Here is an 18,085-nt window from a genome sequence, read left to right as displayed (position 1 = left end):
TGGGACAGTACGGCACGACGCGGTGAGACGTCAACACTCGAATCGGAGGAGCGGTGAGCGAATCGGCAGCCACGGGCAGCGGACGGCGCGAGGTCACGGTGAGCGATGTCGCTGCTGCGGCCGGGGTGTCGAAGGCGACCGCCGCGCGGGCGCTCGGCGACTACGGCGCCGTGAGTGACGCCGTCCGCGATCGCGTGCTCGGCGCCGCGGACCGGCTCGGCTACCGGCCGAACGCCCTCGCTCGCACGATGAGCACCGGCCGCTCCAACACGCTCGGCATTGTGGTCGGCGACATCGAGAACCCGTTCTTCGCGCAGGCGACGCGTGGCGCTGCCGACGTGGCCGCAGCAGCAGGCTTCGACCTGATCCTCTCGAACTCCGACGAAGACCTCGAGACCGAGGCGAAGGCGATCGGCGTCCAGCTCGCCAAGCGCGTCGACGGGCTGCTCGTCGCCTCGGCCTCCTCGGTCGAGACCGAGAACCTGCGCTCCGTCGTCGACGCGGGGCGGCCGCTCGTGCTCTTCGACCGCACGGCGCAGGGCGTCGAAGTGGACAGCGTCATCGCCGCGAACCGCAGCGGCGCGCGCGAGCTGACCTCGCTGCTCGTCGACGCCGGACACCGGCGGATCGCCTTCATCTCGACCATGACGCACCCGACCGACTTCGACCGGTCCGCCGTGGTAGCGACGTCGTCGGTCGCCGAGCGCATCGAGGGCTTCCTCGATGCGCTGACCGCGGGCGGCGTCGAGCACCCCGAGCGGCACGTGCACCTCAACGCGCGTCGCGAGGGCGTCGAGCGGATGGCGACTCGCCTGCTCACCGCCGCCGGCCCGGTGACCGCGATCGTCGCCTCCGACAGCCTCATCGCGCTCGGCGTCTTCCGGGCGGCGCGCGAGCTCGGCCTGCTGATCCCGCGCGACCTCTCGCTCGTCGCGTTCGACGACGCGGACTGGACGGGCGTCGCGACGCCCGGCATCACGGTGATGGCGCAGCCGATCCATGAGATCGGCGCGGAGGCTGCGGAGCTGCTGATCCGTCGCGTGCGCGGCGACGGCCGCCCGCCCGTGACGCGCGTGCTGAAGCAGCACCTCATCGAGCGACAGTCGGTGGCGCCGCCGGTGCGATGAAGCTCGCGGTTCGTCGGGCTGACGAGAATCGGCACGCATCGCCTCCTTGATCGCCCGTGACGCCGAGCGCCCACACGTCTTCGCGATCGTCCAGGTCTACGACACCGCAGATGCGTTCGCAGCGCGCCGCTAGAGCGCGCCTCGCTTCAATCGGGACGCACGTTGTCTCAACGTCAGAGAGCCGGCGCCGTAGGCCGCTCCGGTCATGGCGCGATCGTCTGAGCGTTAGCCTGCCGAATGATCGCGGCCAGGCGGTTTCAAGAGCACTCTTCGCCGCCCGCGCTACCATGGTCATCATTGGGGGCCGGCGCCGGCACCCGACGGATGGGTCGTCGTTTCACCTCGCCGCGGCTTACCTCGCCGAACTCGTGCCCGCAGAGCGCCGCTGCAGCAGCGGGGAGCTCGCGTGGACTGCGGAACCAGCGCTGCCGCGTCGACCATTGCTGCGTACTCGACCCGCGATGCCGCGGGCGTGCTCGTAGCAACCTGATCAGGAATTGTGCTTCACAAAGCAGCGGGGCCCGACAGTCCTCCACGAGTCCGCCCGCGAGCGCTACCTCTCCTACACCGTCCGCCGGCTCGTCGCGGTACTTGCGCGTCCTGCGAGCCATGTGCTCGACCGAGGACCTTCGTCGTCTCGTGAGGGACAATCGATGATTCCTAGCGGCGAGCGCGTACCGATGTACCATCGCGCCCCCGAGCGAGCCCTCATGTCAACCGCTTCCGGACGGCCGCGCTCAGCGACTTGGTGACCTGATCGCGGACAATTTGAGCCACGTACCCGAATGCGCCGGTATGAGACCCATCGGCATCGGGGTGCACGAACTGCTCCACTACCGCGCTGTACAGGGCCTCAACAAGAGTTACGGTACTCTCCTCCCAGACAGGTGCCGCCTCAAATCCTTCACCCAGATGCGTGACCAGCTGATTGCCTATTTGAACCCGCTCGGATTCGTTCAGTACGTCGAATAGGGTGGCTTCAACCTCTTGGCTCTTGAGTTTGAGCGTCGAGTCTCCACCGGATAGCGCTTCGACGACGTCCCGGAACGAAACCATCGTCTCGGTGAACGCGCGCACGTCACGGATCAGCTTCGCTGCCCCTGTCGAGCCCGCTCTGGTCCTTCCGCTCGTGGCACGCACCTCACGCTCGCGACGTCTAAGGGTTGTTGCGATGGCCTCCTCGACCGCATCCGCGCCGAGCGTTTCAGGGTTCGTCGATCCGGCTGCCCTTGCGACCGCGACGGTCAACTCGGCCCATGCTGCTGAAGTCGAGCCAGGCATCTCGTACAATTTTGACGCTTTGAGCGTTCTGAAGGTGCGGTAGGCGCTCAACACTGCGGTCTTGTCGCCAGACTCTACCTTTGTCCAGTCGAGGGAGAACCAGGCCTCGAGATTAGACGTCGAAACCCATCGCACTCCCTCACATCCGACCTCGTTGCTGCGATAGAGGGCCGACAGCGCTCCGAACGCGCTGGCTAGCGTCGCCGCGACAAGTTCCTGATCGTCGCGCGCGACCGAATCCGACAGCGTGATTGCCTGAAAGTTGTCGGTGGTGACGAAGGGCTTATTCGACCACCAGACTTGCGGCTGAAACTGCGGATGTGCACCAACCGCGATGCGCGACGATCTCCACTTTGCGCTCCACCAGGTTTGGCCTTTCGCCTTCACGCTTGGCTTGTCAGCCACGCCCAGTCGCTCGCCGGCTCGTACGTACTTCTCGAGGTCGCCGCCCTTTGGGAGCTGAGCCGGAGCGCTGAGAATCCACCAGTTCGCAAGCGCCGAGTTAAACTCACCGGTCGATTCGTCCTTCGGTGACCGGAAGAGGGGCGACAGGTAGTCGCGATTGAGGCGGATTGGCATACCGTGCCCTAGCAAGCTTCTCACCTTCTTGTCACTGGTTGGTTCCCGATCCTGAAGCTTGAAGAAGGCGTGTCCCAACTTATTGCCACGGTACACAGATGCATCTTGAATGCTGCCAATCCGGACCGCACCGGGCAAGCTTTCGAACAAAACCAGCTCATCTGGCATCGTGCCAGCGATGAGTGCGTCCTCACCCGCAGGCAAGTCGCCGAGGTCCCGCGCAAGGTGACGCTCAACCGGCCGCGGGAAGCCATTCACGGCGTCGACGCCCCCGCTAAGTGGTTCCAACACGTTCACGAAATTTAGGCGACCGAAGTCCGTCTCGCTTGTCGTACGCGCCCGCATGAAGATTACGACCGGTGCTACGCGCGCATCAGAAAACCAGACGTCAGACTCCGTATGCCAGACACTCATGTCGAAGCGGCGCCGTAGCCAGGCGACGAGGGTCGCGTGCTTCTCGTTCTGCAGAATAGCGGCGGGGAGCACCAATGCGATTCTGCCGCCAGGGCGGAGCCAAGCTGCCGCTAGCAATACAAACCAGCCCGCCAGATTGATGTGGTCTGGCATTCCGGTGGGCAGCACGGGCTCAGCAGTCGGCTTAGTGAGTGCGGCTAGGTCAGCGCGGTAGCGAGCTGGGTCAGTCGCAGACTCGTCATACGGCGGGTTGCCAAGCACAACCGAAAAACTGTCTGGATAGTCGAGCCGATACGGCTCGCCATGATCGGGAGTCACCTCTACGGCTGCGTCGCCCGGGCGAAGTGCCAAAGCGTCTCGGTTCGAGACAGCCGGGAAGTTCCGCCCCTTATACAGGGACCGTGTTGCGAGATTCACTGTCGAAAGATGAACGGCGAAGGAATCGAGGTCATTGCCGAAGATCTGCTCCAGAACGTCTGTGTGCCCTCGTTCCTTCCTCAGCTTGGTGTAAGCCTCCACCAGGAACGTCCCGCCGCCTGCGCAGAAGTCGACGACGGTGTCGCCGGGGTCGTTCACTGCCCAATCGGTCATCGCCCGCGCAAGCCGTGTTTGGGTGTAGTGCTGTCCCATGTCTTGGCGGCGCTCTGCGGAGATGAGCCGCTCGAAGATCACCCCGAGTATCTCGCTGTTGACTTCCTCGAACTTTATGCCGTCGAGTGCCTCGAATAGTTCGAGCCAGAACGCCCGAAGCGAACCATTCTCGACCTCCAGCGCCCACCGCGCACCCTGAGAGAGCCCGAAGATCGTCTCGTAGTCGCCAGTGAAGCGCGTTGCTTCTGTCAGGTTCGCGGTCAGCGTTGCGGTCATGAGTGCGCTGGTGGCTGGCTTCAGGCCGGAAAGAATTGGGCCGAGCGAGAAGCTGGGCCGGACAGTTTCATAGAAGAGGCCGGACGTCAGAACCTCCGCTACGGCTTGTGCGACGAAGTAGCGGGCGATGTCGCCCTTCGAGAGGTCGAAGCCGCGTTCTGTCGCCTCCTGCACTACTGGTTCAGGAAGGCTGCCGTTGCCGTACGAATCAATGAAGACCGGAAGCGCTTCGGCAATGATGGAGTCAGCCGACTGCTTGAAGATCGTTAGGTAGACCTCGTCCTTGCTGATTTGTGACTCAAGTTCCTGCTTGAGTCGCAATCGGCGCAGCTGGTTGAAGAAGCTCTCGAGTCCTTCTTGGACCAGAGCCTCGCGTCTCGTCGGTGTGAGCGTGACCCACCAGTTCGCGACTCTGGTCTCCGACTCACCGATCAGGTCAATGCGATCTCCGAGGAGTGCGCGAAGGTAGTCATGCTCGTCATGCTTCTCGACGTCGAACAGTGCGACCTGTAGGAAGTTTGTGGTGAAAGCGTAAGTGCCTCCCAACGCTTTCGCTTTGCCGATTGCGCCATTCACTTCAGATGCGACGAACGGGTGAAGGCCCCCAGGCGTCTCAGGCTTCTTAGCCTCCCCCGAGGCGAGCAGCTCGTGGCTTCCATCCGCTCTACGAATCTCGACATCCGGGCGCTGGGCGCTCTTGGTCAGCTCAGTCTCTACCCGCCACTCGACGGGAAAGCCCATGACCCTAGTTCCGACGGATTCAGCGATCACCTTGATGTCACTGAGCATCCCGACTTCGTTGCGCCCGGTGGGCATGCGCTTCGCCATAGATCAGCCTTCCGTGCGGCAGCGGTGTCCGCTGATCTTAAGGCGGCGCGGTGACAGGCCGTGACCGCGAGCACTGTGTTGAGAAGCTCGTCTGACGCGGGAAGGGTGGAGGCGCTCCGCGAGCGGGATGTTGCCGATCGACAGCAACAAGTTCAGAGGAACTCGAGCGGGTCGAACTCGTCGATCGGGATGATGCGCACGCGCGGCAGGCGGCTCGTGAAGGCGGCGACGTCGTACTCGAGGTCGAAGAACTCGACGCCCTCGACGTCGCGCAGGTCGCCGGCCATGAACTCGCCGAAGCCGACGATGCTGACGCGGCGCGCGCCGTCCTCTGCCAGGCGCTGCATCTGCAGCGCGAAATCGCGGTCGTGGCTCACGAGCATGACGTCGTCTGCCCGCTCGGCCAACGCATCCGCCGTCTTCTGGATCGCGATGTCGACGACCTTGCCCTCGCCGCTCAGCGGCACCGGCCGGTAGCCCATGGCGATGAGTGCCTGCACGAACGACGCCGGCAGCTCATGGCTGACCGCGAGGAAGAACAGGCCCTTCACCGGCTGCTGCCAGGCGCGCTCGGCGAAGTCGAGGACCTTGTTCCAGCGCGGGCGCTCCTGTGGCTCGGGGCGGCGGTCGAGGATCGAGACGCCGAGCGTGGCGTCGATGTTCTCGCCGTCGATCAGCAGGTAGGTGGTGCGCTCGGGCATCGAGCACAGCCCACTCGCCCTCTGCGAGCAGGGCGATCCAGACTGTTCGCTGGTCGCCGGTGAGGATCCGCGTCGAGAGCTCGCGGTGGCCGCGCGGATTCCAGCGGATGTCGAGCTCGGTCCCTCGAGTGACGCCGAGCGACTCCGCGATCTCGGGGTCCAGCTCACTAGCGAAGGCCGGGACGCTTCCTGGCGGTGCTGGGCGATCCATGTCCACGAGCACAGTTTCCGGCCGGCCGGCCGCCCACGGGAGCAGTCCGGAGTCGTGGCTGCTCGACCAACAGCGAGGCGGCCGCCCGACACATCGGACGGCCGCCTCGCTCGCGACCTCAGTTCTCGGGAAAGCCGAGGTTGAGGCCGCTGTGGCTCGGGTCGAGCCTGGCGCCCGGCAACCCTTCCCACTGCGCAGGGTGCGCCAGCAGAAGAGCCTGCACGCCGCAGCCGCGGCGGGCAGGTCGGTGGAGGCGTCGCATCCGCTGCCGAAGTGGTGAGGACGGATGCACCCAAGAACGGTCGAATCGAGATCGATCCCCGCATGTCGGCCGGTTATACGGGGGCCCGCTCGACGGCGGCCACACGGCGGACTTGCCGTCCAAGCTGGCGGGCAAGCCGCGGACTGGCGTCGAAGTGCTGCGGCCGCGGGGCAAGCCAACGCGGTCCAGCCTTTACGGGCTCATCGCAGTTGACGGTGTAGACGGTCGAGGTGCGTCGCTGGCCGGGTAGGGGTCGAGGTCTTCCAGGATGGAAGTTCCTACGCTCACCGTCCGAAAGACCTCGACGTGTCCGACGTTACCTTTGACGCGCCCTGCCTGACCACGTTCTGCCGACTCGACGAGCTCGGCTTAGAAGCCATCGGCCAACGCCTCGAGCCCGACCGCGCGGTGCTCTTCTGCCGGGTCGTGCAGGCTGACGAGTGGTGCCGCGACTGCGGCTGCCAAGGGGTGCCGCGCGATACGGTCACGCGGCGGCTGGCGCACGCGCCGTTCGGGCACCGGCCCACCGCGCTGCTGGTCCGCGTCCGCCGCTACCGCTGCACCGGCTGCGGCCGCATCTGGCGGCAGGACACCACGCGGGCGGCGGAGCCGCGGTCGAAGATCTCTCGCACCGGTCTGCGGTGGGCGCTGGACGCGCTGGTGCTCGACCACCTCACGGTCTCGCGCGTCGCGGCCGGGCTCGGCGTCGCCTGGCACACCGCCAACACCGCCGTGCTCGAGGAGGGCAGGCGGCGCCTGCTCGATGATCCTGCCCGCTTCGACGGCGTGGCGGTGCTGGGCGTGGACGAGCACGTCTGGCGCCACACGCGTCACGGCGACCGCTACGTGACCGTCATCATCGACCTCACGCCGATCCGCGACGGGACGGGGCCGGCGCGGCTGCTGGACATGGTCGAGGGCCGCTCGAAGCAGGCGTTCCAGCACTGGCTCGCCGCCCGATCCCAGGCCTGGCGCGACCGGGTCGAGGTCGTCGCGATGGACGGGTTCTCCGGCTTCAAGACCGCCACCACCGAGGAGCTGCCCGAGGCGGTCGCCGTGATGGATCCGTTCCACGTCGTCCGGCTCGCCGGGAACGCGCTCGACAGCTGCCGGCGGCGGATCCAGCAGCAGATCCACGGGCATCGGGGCAGAAAGGGCGATCCGCTCTACGCCGCTCGCCGCACCCTCCACACCGGCGCGGCGTTCCACACGCTGCGGCAGCAGCAACGGCTCGACGCGCTCTTCGCTGACGAGCGGCATCTCGCGGTCGAGGTCACCTGGGGCATCTATCAGCGCATGGTCGCCGCCTACCGGGAACCCGACCGCGCGGCCGCGCGCACGCTCATGACCGAGCTGATCAACACGGTCAGCAGCGGCGTGCCCGCGGCGCTGCGCGAGGTGATCACGCTCGGGCGAACACTCAAGCAGCGAGCCCTCGACGTGCTCGCCTACTTCGACCGACCCGGGACCTCGAACGGTCCGACGGAGGCGATCAACGGCCGCCTTGAGCACCTCCGCGGCTCCGCGCTCGGCTTCCGCAACCTCACCAACTACGTCGCGAGATCGTTGCTCGAGGCCGGCGGCTTCAGGCCGCTGCTACACCCTCAAATGCGATGAGCCCCTTTACGCCGTCCATCGCTGCTTGGCGCGGATCGCGTGCACGGCGAGCGGAGGTTCGACCTCGTGCGACTGGAGGCTCCTGACGGCGAGCGTTTCGTCGTCACGCTTGGTCGCGTGTGCGCGATGCCTGCGTCGACATGCGACTCGACGAGCAGAAGCTGGTCACCCTCCTTGTGAACGTTGCGAAGCACGGCGAACCGGTGGCGCGGCTGCGACTCATCCCCAGTAGGACGAGGACCCGCGTTCCCAAATCTGCGCGTTGACCGCGTCACGCAGTCCGCTCCGCTCAGTGAGCCGACGATGATCGACCAGACTCCACGCTCTCCGGTAACCCTGCACGCGCCTCGCCGTTGGACACGTCCGCCTTGAGCAGCAACGTCCCGCCCGACGACGCGCTCTGGGTGAGCTGCTCGCGGTGACCGACCAGTCGTCGCGGAACCGCCAGCCGGCGCCTCCGGGCGCAACAAAGTGACGGTTCCTATCGCAGGATTAGACGACTAGATCCGCCGTCTCGAGAACCGGCTCTGACGCTTCATCCTCCACGAGCCGTTCCTCGTCCTCATCGGCCGCGCGTTCGACGGAAGCGGCCCGTGGTTGGTGGGCGGGCCAGCGCTGCAACGCCCATTCGGCGATCGCCGCCGCTCGGTGCTCAATCGAGGTCGGCGTCCACTCAGAGTAGAGAAGAGCGACTTCGCGCTCTCGTGCAAGGTTCGATTCACTGTAGTAGCACCAAGGCTCGCTCTGCCCCTCGCTGCCACGCTTGCCGCGCTCCCGTCCGTCGGGGCTGTCCAGATATGGCCGACGACCGTAGCGGGAGTTGTCGCGGGTTAGCACTAGATTACCGATGCCGTGCACGAGCGTGGAGTGCTGTTCGGGGGTGAAGTCGTCCCACCACGCGGATCCCTGCTCGGGGTTTTGAGGAAGGATGTGCTCGGTGGTCTTGCTGCCCCGAGCGGACATCTCCCCGAATTGGGGCACGTCGCTAGCTTCGCGCTGCTTGTCGAGCTCGTACTCGTAGAGCACGAACTTGTGCGCTGTAGCGCGTGGGAACCACTGCACGTCCACCGCGAAGCTGGCACGGATCTGGTCGTCGGGCGCAAGTTCCCACAAACGGCGCTCCAGCCGGTCAAGGATTTCGGCAGCCGGCTTCCCCTCGAAAAGATCGCGCGCCGCCCAACGGAGCGAAGACTCGCCTGCGTTGGATCGCAGGCCACGGATGGCCCACACCCGCGCCGAAAACCTCTCGCAAAAGTCAATCACGCGGTAGTACAACTGGCCGTCTTCGGGGTGGAGCAGTCGCGTAGCAAGGATCAAGGTGTGGAAGGGCGCAATGGATCCGCTGCGGCGCAGCGCGGCTGTCTTTTGGCCGATTCGCGATGCCGTCGTCGGGAACGAGGGGTACTCTGCACCGTAGTCGTAGACGTCGGCGAGCACTTGAGCGCTCCTGCGCAAGGAGTCGACATAATCAACGAGAGCCGAGTACAGTCGATCATTATGCTCGTCCGGATCCTCGCGATTCTTAGTGGAACTCGCCAGGCGGCTGCTGTCGGCAACAAATTCTGAGCGCGGGAACTTCAGCTTGACCGAATCGGCACCGTGCCAGTTTCTCGTGTTTGCGTCCTGTGTCACCAGCCAGTGTGCGCGTAGAAGAGCATCATCCCTCAGTCCGACCCGCGCCAAACTCACGAAGATCGCGGCCCAAGAGTCATTAATCCGGCGTGCGATGTCGTCGCGTTGAACTGCTCCAAGCTGGCGAGAGAGATACAAGAGGTAGTTCTTGACCCTCTCCAACTCACTGAGCGGTTTGCCTCGTCCGTTGACAGTCTCGAAAAGAACGCCCACTTCGTCGGACCTAGCCACGCTATACACGAGGAATTTGAGCTGGTAGCTTGCGCGCTTTCGCAATGCAAGCAGCCTCTCGAGAGCCGTTGCTTTCGATGCGCCCACGGTCAACTCGTTCAACCGCTCGTCGAAGAACCCGCGCGCGTCAAGCAGTCTTCGAGCACCGAGTGACAAGTGTGTGCCCTCGGGGGCCCTGCGACCGAGAATCGTCTCATCGAACACATTGCGAAGGGGGCCGGCGAGCTGTAGCCGCGGGCGTCTCACGCCTTCGACATTGACGAACAGCAAGCGCTCAAGGTCGCTCGCTGCTTCCTCGGCGTCAGCATCGCCCGCAGCGACCTCGAGCAGGTGACGACGCAAGCTCTCCAAGAGGATCAAGCAGGTGGTCAGCCGTTGCTGCCCGTCCACCACTTCATAGACCGGGAGCACTTCGCCCGAGCGGGTCGTGCTGGTAGCGCCCGTGTCCTGAAGCACCAGCGTTCCGGTGTAATGGAAGTGGTCGCCAAGCAGGTCGATGTCGGTCCAGAGGTCGAGCAACTGCTTCTCTTCCCAGGCATACGGACGCTGATAGTCCGCAACATCGAGAAGTCTGTCTTGAAGCACTCGCTTGAGCGGTTCGCCGAGTTCGGGCATTGAACTGAGATCCTTGTCTGGTGACGTGGGGTCACGCTCACCCTAGGGGGGTGCTTCCACGATGCCAAGCAGCGCGCCTTGCGTCATGGATGATCCTCCCCTGGGTCTCGCCGCGGCCATCTCGAGATCCGCATTGCGGGATCGCAGTGCCCCGCAGTGTGGATGGTGGCAGAAAGAATCGGCCGATGACCACTGATGCTCAATGCTTACTAGCAGGGGCTCGCGCGCGCGAGCATCTCCTCAGCGAACTCTCCTGGCTGGGGTCCACAATCCCGGTTTGGCGGTGGAAATGGGCGTCGACGTTCGAGGGCGGCGCAGAGCACTCGTACGTCATCAAGGGTCGTCACGTCGACGCGACGACCTACGAGCGGGCGGCTCGCATCATCCACGGCGCGGGGACGCCGCGGAAGTTCTACCGGCGCCTGAACATCGAGCTGCACCTGCCGCAGGTCGAAGTGCCCTTCGGCCGGGAGCCGCTCGGTCAACGCCCTGTCCGGCGCGGCGTCAAGCTGTGGCTCATGTCACACCGCACGAGCGTCAGCAAGGCCCTCAACATCGCTCCCGTCACCGCCGAGTACGGCCGCCAGGACGCGCCCGCGACCGCGACCGACTTCGACTCGCCCTGGGATCTCGCCGCCCTCGACTTCGACGACGCATTCGAGGCGAGCGGAGCGCTCGCACTGGGCGAGCGGCTGCGCCAGCTCGGGCTCGCGGACCGACACGTGACGGATCTCGGCTCGCGCGCGGGCGCCGCGCTCGACCTCGGCCTCGCCGGCCAGCAGCACGGGTACACCGCCGTGGAGAGCAGTCGCGGGCTCATGCACTCGCTGCTCTTCAAGCACCAGTGGGTCCGCGACGTGCACGTCAGCCCGGTCGAAGAGTTCCTCCCCGGGAGGGGCGACCGCCGCTTCGAGACAGTGGTCTCGCTCTTCGGTGCCGCGTCCTACCTGCGACCAGAACGCATCCGCTGGTTGCATGCTCGATCGGAGCGGCTCGTCCTGATGCACCACCTCGGTCGACCCGAGCGCGACTTCTTCGCCGAGACGCACTTGCCTGACTGGGCGGATGCGTCGAGGGCGGCGGCGACGGAGCTTCCGGGCGCGAGAAGTGAGCGGCTCGGCGACTACCTGCTGACCGTCGCGTGAACTCCGGGGCAGGATGGCGGCATGACTGATCGCACGATCGACACGCTCGGGGACGCGTTCCGCGAGTACCGGACACCCTTCGAGAACCAGCGCTTCATCGCCGACTTCGTGGCGAAGGTCGACGCCGCCGCGCTGTTGCGGTACAGCGACCACTTCCGCGTCGAGCGGCGCTCGGGGGAGCCGGCACTCCAGGTGCACCACGGTTCGACCATCGGGTTCCGCTCTGAGGACGAGGTGCAGGAGCTCGTCGGTGACGTCAAGCCCTTCCCGAGTGAGTGGCTGCCGGGTCGCTGGGGCGTGCGTCATCCCGTATCGGCGCAGTCGGCAGGTGGCGAGCGGAGCAGCAGCCCCCGCCAGGTCTCCAACGAGGCGTGCCCGCAGTGCGGCGAGATCATGTCGCTCGCCGGCTGCGACTGGTGCGGGTGGAAGCCTTGACGGTCACCTCGACCGTGCACATCGGAGTGGATCTGGCGTGGGGTCCGAAGAACCGCACCGGTCTCGCGGCGGTCGGCGCCGACGGTCGCCTGCTCGCATCGAGCAGCGCCGGCTCGGACGACGAGATCGTCGACTGGATCGATGCGCACGCTCCACGACGGGGCGTGATTGCGATCGATGCGCCGCTCATCGTCACGAACCGAACCGGGCGGCGAGCCTGCGAGTCGGCGATCCACGCCGCATTCGGTCGCTTCGACGCGAGCCCGCACTCCACGAACCTCGGCAAGCCAGAGATGAATCCGCCGCGAGGAGCCGTCATCGCCGAGCGGCTCGGTTTCCCCGTAGGCCCGGCCCTGCGTGACCGCGTCGCCATCGAGGTGTATCCGCATCCAGCCATGGTCGGTCTCTGGGAGCTCGACCTGATCTTGAAGTACAAGCACAAGGCGAAGTACGAGTTCGCCTTCCGCAAGCGGGAGTTCGACCGCTTGCTCGAGCTGCTCGAGGCGGAGCAGACGCTGCAGGTGAGCGCGCTCCTGCGGTGGAGCGAACTGCGCTCGATCGCCGAGGCGGCCACTGGTCACAGCGCGCTCGACCGCATTGAGGATGAGGTTGACGGCATCGTGTGCGCATGGCTGGCATACCTGTGGGCGACGAGCGACGAGCGCCTCGGCGTCTACGGCGACATCGCGTCTGGATACATCGTTGCCCCGCCAGCTCCCACGCATGCTTCACGTCCGAGGGCGCTGAGGCAAGCTCCGCGATCGACTGTGCGATTCGCGGAGCCGGCTCCCGACTCGACGAGTGATGCTGTGCTCGGCGAACCGATGTTCACGCTTGACGCGCCAGCCGGACAATATCGCCTCTCAAACAACGAGGCCCGTCTGCTCGAAGCCACACTGCTTGAGGCGCGGCGCCGCTGAGCGCACAGCATCGCTCGTCCCCATCGCCTGAGTGGTCGCGGTGCGTGCGGCCGCTCGTTCGCGGCGCGATATGTTGCTCCGAAGACAACACGGAAGGTCGATACGACAATGCCTCGTGCTCTAATCAACCTACTCAAGGCCCTCGCCGTGACGCTCGGGCCGATGATCTTGAAGTATCTGAAGAACCATCCCGAGATCTGGCAGGACATTGTCGACGCTTTGAAGAAGGTGATCGTTCGACGCGCAGCAGATCCCGGCGAGCTGCTGAAGACCATCGCCGCGTTGCGAGAGCAGGTTGTGTATCTGCTCGATAGCGCCGACGACGATGGAGAGGTAGTGCAAGCCGAGGCCTGGTCCCGGCGACTGGACCACCTCGAACGAGTGGCAAAGCTCCTTGTTAACGAGGCGAGCAAGCACGAGGTTAAGGAACTGCGCGAGCAGGTCTTCGCTCTTCGGAAGGAGATCATCGAGGCGTTTGTCATCGAGCAAGTCGAGGACGCCGCTGAACGCCGATCCCTGAAGTGAGCGGCTGCCTGCGCGCGACGGCGCTTTGGCCATCGTCGCGGGGTCGCCAAAAGTCGAGCAATGAGCCGTCAGTGGAGTCCGTGGAGCGTTCCTAAGATGAGCCGCGAAGACAACGGCTCGTGGAGTTTCTCGTTCACGCGTGAGTCCGAGGCGATGGACCTCTACGTGATCCCTGTCGACCGAACGGTGAATCGCCCCGGTTCTGGTGGAGGGTCTGATTCCCCGAGAGGATGATGGCCATGCCAGCACCAAAGAAGTACCCGCAGGAGTTGCGGGAGCGGGCCATGCGGCTCGTGCAGGAGGCGCGCAAGGAGGATCCGGAGCTATCGCTGAACGCGGCGGTCGTGCGGATCGGACAGCGCACGGGCGTGAACGCCGACACGCTCCGCGGATGGATGAAGCAGGCCGCGATCGATTCAGGCGAACGTCCCGGCGTGACCGCCTCGGATGCGAAGCGCATCAAGGATCTCGAGGCCGAGGTTCGTGAGCTCAAGCGCGCGAACGAGATCTTGTTGGCGGCCTCGAGTTTCTTCGCGCGGGAGCTCGACCCGCGTTTGCCCTGGTAGTCGCGTTCGTGGACGACCACCGAGACCAGTTCGGCGTCGCGCCGATCTGCCGCGTGCTCACCGAGCACGGCGTGCCGATCGCGCCGTCCGGCTACTACGCCTTCAAGCAGCGCCCGCCCTCCCAGCGGTCGCTGCGCGATGCGGAGCTGCTGGTGGAGATCGATCGGATCTTCTGGGACCGGAAGCTCGGCCGCGGCATCTCCGGCGCCCGGAAGATCTGGCGGCTGCTGCGCCGCGAGGGCATTGAGGTCGCGCGCTGCACGGTCGAGCGGCTCATGCGCCAAGCGGGCCTGCAGGGCGTGCGCCGCGGCAAGCGGTTCGTCACTACCCGCCCCGACGAGTCGGCCGTGCGGCCACCGGATCACGTGCAGCGCTGCTTCACCGCGGAGCGTCCGAACCAGCTCTGGGTCGTCGACTTCACGTACGTGCCGACCTGGTCAGGCATGGGCTTCACGGCCTTCGTCACCGACGTGTTCTCCCGCAAGCTCGTCGGCTGGCGCACCACGAACCGGATGCCGACGGAGCTGCCGCTGGACGCGCTGGAGATGGCGCTCTGGGTGCGCGAGCGGGCTGGCGAGCCGGTCGACGGGCTCATCCATCACAGCGATGCAGGCAGTCAATACACAGCGATTCGCTACGCCGAGCGGCTCGCCGACGCCGGCGCGATCGCCTCCATCGGCACCGTTGGCGACTCGTACGACAACGCTCTGGCCGAGTCGGTCGTCGGCCTCTACAAGACCGAGTGCGTCAAGCTCGACGGCCCGTTCCGGACCGTCGACGAGCTCGAGCTCGCGACGCTGTCCTGGGTCCACTGGTTCAACGAGAACCGGCTCCACTCCTCGATCGGATATCTCACGCCGATCGAGGCGGAGAACGCGTACTACCGTGAGATCAACTCCCAGCCTCAGCCGATGCTGGGAGAACTCGCCCTCCACTGAACCCGGGGCGATTCACGGAGGCCCTCGCCGCCGCTCTCGGGGTATCGATCGACGTGTTGGTTGAGCACGGCGCGAAGGCGGAGCCAGCGCTGGTCGAGGCATGGCAAGCGCTGGTGGGCAACGAGCGTGACGAGGGTATCGCCCGTCTCGAGCGAGCGGGGCTCGCCCCTCGCGCGGCGGGCTCCTGGACTCCGTTCGGCGACTACGGCGTGTACGACGCCCAGGCGGCTGATGCGGCTCCGGAGAGTGACTAACGGCATCACGAAGTCGACTGCGGCTACGAGAGGATCAGTCCCCCACCACCGGGTCGCAGTAGCTGCTTACGACCGCAAAATCGTTCGCCCGTGGCCGAGCGATCCAGCGCTCGTCCGAACTTGGCGAAGAGCGGAGGCCGTGACGCCGGGCGTGCGGCCCGTTGCCGACGCTGACGCTCAGAGGAACTCGAGCGGATCGAACTCGTCGATCGGGATGATGCGCACGCGCGGCAGGCGGCTCGTGAACGCCGCGACGTCGTACTCCAAGTCGAAGAACTCCACGCCGTCGACGTCGCGGAGATCGCCGGCCATGAATTCGCCGAATCCAATGATGCCAACGCGGCGCGCGCCATCCTCGGCGAGGCGTTGCATCTGCAGCGCGAAGTCCCGGTCGTGGCTCACGAGCATGACGTCGTCCGACCGCGCCGCCAGCGCATCCGCCGTCTTCTGGATCGCGATGTCGACGACCTTGCCCTCGCCGCTCAGCGGCACCGGCCGGTAGCCCATCGCGATGAGCGCCTGCACGAACGAGGCCGGCAGCTCGTGGCTGACCGCGAGGAAGAACAGACCCTTCACCGGCTGCTGCCACGCGCGCTCGGCGAAGTCGAGCACCTTGTTCCAGCGCGGGCGCTCCTGCGGCTCTGGGCGGCGGTCGAGGATCGAGACGCCGAGCGTGGCGTCGATGTTCTCGCCGTCGATCAGCAGGTAGGTGGTGCGCTCGGGCATGGGGCGAGACTATCGACGGATGGGTCTCGATACGCCGACTTCGTCGGCTACTCGACCCACGGGGAGGGGCGATCACCCGAACCAAGGGGGAGGGGCGACTACTCGACCGACGGCCGGTGTCGGTGGGGCGCGCTATCGTCGTGGCAGGCTCAAGAGCTGCAGCCATCGGTACCTGGCCGGCTGCACGGCAACCCCCTCCGCTGAGCGGGGTGCCCCAGGGGAAGAGCCGGCCCGGCGCAGTCGCGCGGGGCAAGTCAGCGGGAGCGGCGCGCCGTGCCCGCCGAGGGAACGGAGCTCCCCATGCACGTGCAACCACCGCTCGCCGGAGGCGAGCACTCCAAGCGGTGCCAGCGGCCGCCGGCCTGGCCCGACCCGGCACGCGGCTACGGCATCTCGATGCTCAAGGCGATCGCGCGAGCGCAGCGCGACTGCCCGCACGACGGCGTCCGCCGCCCCGCTGACCCCTACTCCGATCGCGACGTGTGCGAGCTGTGCGCGCTCGTGCTGCCGCTCAGCCCGCTGCCCGACGTCGACCTGCACGACGCATCCGACGATCTCGCCTGGGCCGTCGCCTTCCACCGGCGGCCGCCGACGATGCCGGGCGTGCTGGCGCTCGTCGAGCTGTCGCGGCGCGTTCGGCGAGCGGATGCGTCGTGGGCGGTGAGCGTGTTCGGCCGGGAGCTGCAGGCACTGCGCGAGCTCGGCATGACACCGGCGAGCTACCTCGGCGAGTGAGGCGCTAGCGAGAGCCGTGCGGCAGGTCGGCGGTGCACCAGACGACATCGCCGACTGAGCCGGCGCGGCGGCGCACGAGGCGCTCGCGCCGGCAGCCGCTCGGGAGCGCACCGTGCAACCACGCCCAGAGGATCTCGGCGGCGTCGAACTCGTGCCAGAGGTCGGCTGCCTCGTCGGAGTCAGCGCGGCCGTCGCGCTCGCGCAGCACTCGGCTTGCCCAGTCGCCGGGAGTGCCGTCGTGCACCTCGACGATGCAGTCCTCGTCGACGCGCATCACCTGCGCCCAGTGGCTCTCCTCGCCGCCGGGGAGTTCGAGCACGGCCCACTCGCCGGGCTCGAGCAGCACGATCCAGAGGGCGAGCTGCTGGCCGGTCAGGATCGACGACGCGAGCTCGCGATGGCCGCGCGGGTTCCAGCGGAGGTCGAGCTCGGTCTCTCGGCTGGGGCCGAGTGCCTCCGCGACCTCGCGGTCGAGGTCTCGGGCGAAGGCCGGTACTGCTGCGCGGTGTGGCTCCACGAGCTCAGTCTGCGGGCGGCCGCCCACAAGGAGTGGTCTCGATACGCCGACTTCGTCGGCTACTCGACCAGCGCGGGAGAGGGTGGAGTGGCGGCTACTCGACCAGCGAGGCGCTGGGCGAGAGCTCGGTGAGCAGGCGGGTGCGCTCCAGCACGTACGGCGGCAGCGGATGCGTCATGGCATATGGGCGGTCGTGCTCGATCGCGTCGAGCACGATCGGGCCGACGACGGCCGGGTCGATCGCGCCCGGTGCCTCGGCGCCCGTCTGCAGCGGTTCGCCGTCGGTGTGCGTCTCCCACGGCACGACGCTGCGCGCATCCGCGCGATCGCTGGCGGGGCGCAGCCGCTCGCTCGTCGCGAAGCCCGTCTGCACCGGGCCGGGGTAGAGCACCGTGACGCCGATGCCGAGCCCGGCCGCCGCATACTCTGCGCGGGTGGCGAGCGAGAAGCCGTCGATCGCCGCCTTCGACGCCGTGTACGCCGCGTGGCCGGGCGTCGGCTTCAGCGTCGCGATCGACGAGGTGTTCACGATGTGCGCGGGGAGCGGCGACGCGGCCATGCGCGGCACAAACGCCCGGTGCCCGTGGAAGGCGCCCCAGAAGTTCACGCCCATGATCCACTCGAAGTCGCCGACCGACGCATCCCAGCTCGCCCGGTACGGGCGCCAGGTGACGCCCGCGTTGTTCGCGAGTACGGCGATGTCGCCGAGCTCCGCGTAGGCGGCGTCGGCGAGCGCCTCGACCTCCGCGGCCTGCGAGACGTCCGTCCGCACGGCGATCGCGCGACGGCCGAGCGCGTGCAGCTCGTCGCGCACGCGTTCGGCTGCCTCGAGTTCGATGTCGGCCACGACGACGTCCATCTCGGCTCCAGCGAGCGCGAGAGCGATCGAACGGCCGATGCCGCCGCCACCACCGGTGACGACGGCACCCCGCCCGCGCAGGTCTTCCCTACGCATCCGC

General features: G+C 66.7%; 14 protein-coding genes, 1 riboswitch and 1 other annotated feature. Of the genes, 8 read left to right on the top strand and 6 right to left on the bottom strand.

Annotated elements, in window-relative coordinates:
* Positions 1-53: 53 nt before the first annotated feature.
* A complete protein-coding gene (locus JSQ78_RS08315; protein WP_211446955.1) occupies positions 54-1,127 on the top strand; it encodes a LacI family DNA-binding transcriptional regulator in 1,074 nt (357 codons plus the stop codon).
* Positions 1,128-1,835: 708 nt separating this feature from the next.
* Here JSQ78_RS08315 and JSQ78_RS08310 read toward each other — a convergent pair.
* Together JSQ78_RS08310 and JSQ78_RS08305 are read right to left on the bottom strand one after the other, a co-directional pair.
* Complete coding sequence (locus tag JSQ78_RS08310) at positions 1,836-5,096, bottom strand: N-6 DNA methylase (RefSeq protein WP_211446954.1); 3,261 nt, start codon at positions 5,094-5,096, stop codon at positions 1,836-1,838.
* Between the two features lie 152 nt (positions 5,097-5,248).
* Entirely contained in the window at positions 5,249-5,797 is a 549-nt protein-coding gene (locus JSQ78_RS08305; protein ID WP_211446953.1) for an NYN domain-containing protein, read from the bottom strand.
* 779 nt (positions 5,798-6,576) lie between these two features.
* On the opposite strand from JSQ78_RS08305, the gene JSQ78_RS08300 reads away from it, so the two are divergent.
* Complete coding sequence (locus JSQ78_RS08300; RefSeq protein WP_211446952.1) at positions 6,577-7,887, top strand: ISL3 family transposase; 1,311 nt, start codon at positions 6,577-6,579, stop codon at positions 7,885-7,887.
* 492 nt (positions 7,888-8,379) lie between these two features.
* Here JSQ78_RS08300 and JSQ78_RS08295 read toward each other — a convergent pair whose 3' ends face one another.
* Positions 8,380-10,365 carry a DUF262 domain-containing protein gene (locus JSQ78_RS08295; RefSeq protein ID WP_211446950.1) on the bottom strand — a complete coding sequence of 662 codons (1,986 nt, stop codon included), beginning with the start codon at positions 10,363-10,365 and terminating at the stop codon, positions 8,380-8,382.
* A 185-nt stretch (positions 10,366-10,550) separates the two neighbouring features.
* Here JSQ78_RS08295 and JSQ78_RS08290 point away from each other — a divergent pair, with 185 nt between their 5' ends.
* The 5 genes from JSQ78_RS08290 (at position 10,551) to JSQ78_RS08270 (ending at position 14,894) form a co-directional block, all read left to right on the top strand.
* A complete protein-coding gene (locus JSQ78_RS08290) occupies positions 10,551-11,510 on the top strand; it encodes a hypothetical protein (protein WP_211446948.1) in 960 nt (319 codons plus the stop codon).
* Positions 11,511-11,531: 21 nt separating this feature from the next.
* Positions 11,532-11,945 carry a hypothetical protein gene (locus JSQ78_RS08285; RefSeq protein WP_211446947.1) on the top strand — a complete coding sequence of 138 codons (414 nt, stop codon included), beginning with the start codon at positions 11,532-11,534 and terminating at the stop codon, positions 11,943-11,945.
* Positions 11,933-12,865 (top strand): DUF429 domain-containing protein, encoded by a 933-nt coding sequence (locus JSQ78_RS08280; RefSeq protein ID WP_211446945.1) that lies wholly within the window; start codon positions 11,933-11,935, stop codon positions 12,863-12,865. Before JSQ78_RS08285 ends, JSQ78_RS08280 begins: the two co-directional genes overlap by 13 nt.
* Positions 12,866-13,012: 147 nt before the next feature.
* Complete coding sequence (locus JSQ78_RS08275; protein ID WP_211446944.1) at positions 13,013-13,390, top strand: hypothetical protein; 378 nt, start codon at positions 13,013-13,015, stop codon at positions 13,388-13,390.
* A 239-nt stretch (positions 13,391-13,629) separates the two neighbouring features.
* Positions 13,630-14,894, top strand: a protein-coding gene (locus JSQ78_RS08270) for an IS3 family transposase (protein ID WP_502756122.1) whose coding sequence is annotated in 2 segments (ribosomal slippage) — positions 13,630-13,915 and positions 13,915-14,894 — 1,266 coding nt in all. Because the reading frame shifts where the segments join, the coding sequence is not laid out codon by codon here.
* Positions 13,915-14,042 (top strand) — a sequence feature (AL1L pseudoknot). (Overlaps the previous gene by 128 nt.)
* A gap of 431 nt (positions 14,895-15,325) precedes the next feature.
* Here the strand turns inward: JSQ78_RS08270 and JSQ78_RS08265 are convergent.
* Entirely contained in the window at positions 15,326-15,874 is a 549-nt protein-coding gene (locus JSQ78_RS08265; protein WP_211446942.1) for an NYN domain-containing protein, read from the bottom strand.
* 147 nt (positions 15,875-16,021) lie between these two features.
* A riboswitch (SAM riboswitch) is annotated at positions 16,022-16,136 on the top strand.
* Positions 16,137-16,174: 38 nt separating this feature from the next.
* Here JSQ78_RS08265 and JSQ78_RS08260 point away from each other — a divergent pair.
* Positions 16,175-16,609 (top strand): hypothetical protein, encoded by a 435-nt coding sequence (locus JSQ78_RS08260; RefSeq protein ID WP_211446941.1) that lies wholly within the window; start codon positions 16,175-16,177, stop codon positions 16,607-16,609.
* A 4-nt stretch (positions 16,610-16,613) separates the two neighbouring features.
* Here JSQ78_RS08260 and JSQ78_RS08255 read toward each other — a convergent pair whose 3' ends face one another.
* Positions 16,614-17,126: a hypothetical protein gene (locus JSQ78_RS08255; protein ID WP_211446940.1), complete on the bottom strand. Its 513-nt coding sequence runs from the start codon at positions 17,124-17,126 to the stop codon at positions 16,614-16,616.
* 94 nt (positions 17,127-17,220) lie between these two features.
* On the bottom strand, positions 17,221-18,081 hold the full coding sequence (locus tag JSQ78_RS08250) for an SDR family NAD(P)-dependent oxidoreductase (protein WP_211446939.1): 861 nt from the start codon (positions 18,079-18,081) through the stop codon (positions 17,221-17,223).
* Positions 18,082-18,085 lie beyond the last annotated feature (4 nt).

Origin of the sequence: Agrococcus sp. Marseille-Q4369 (genome assembly GCF_018308945.1) — a bacterium.
In the GTDB taxonomy this organism is placed as follows: Bacteria; Actinomycetota; Actinomycetes; order Actinomycetales; family Microbacteriaceae; genus Agrococcus.
The sequence above is the reverse complement of the archived record's forward strand: the minus strand, read 5'-3'. Positions and strand labels throughout refer to the sequence as shown.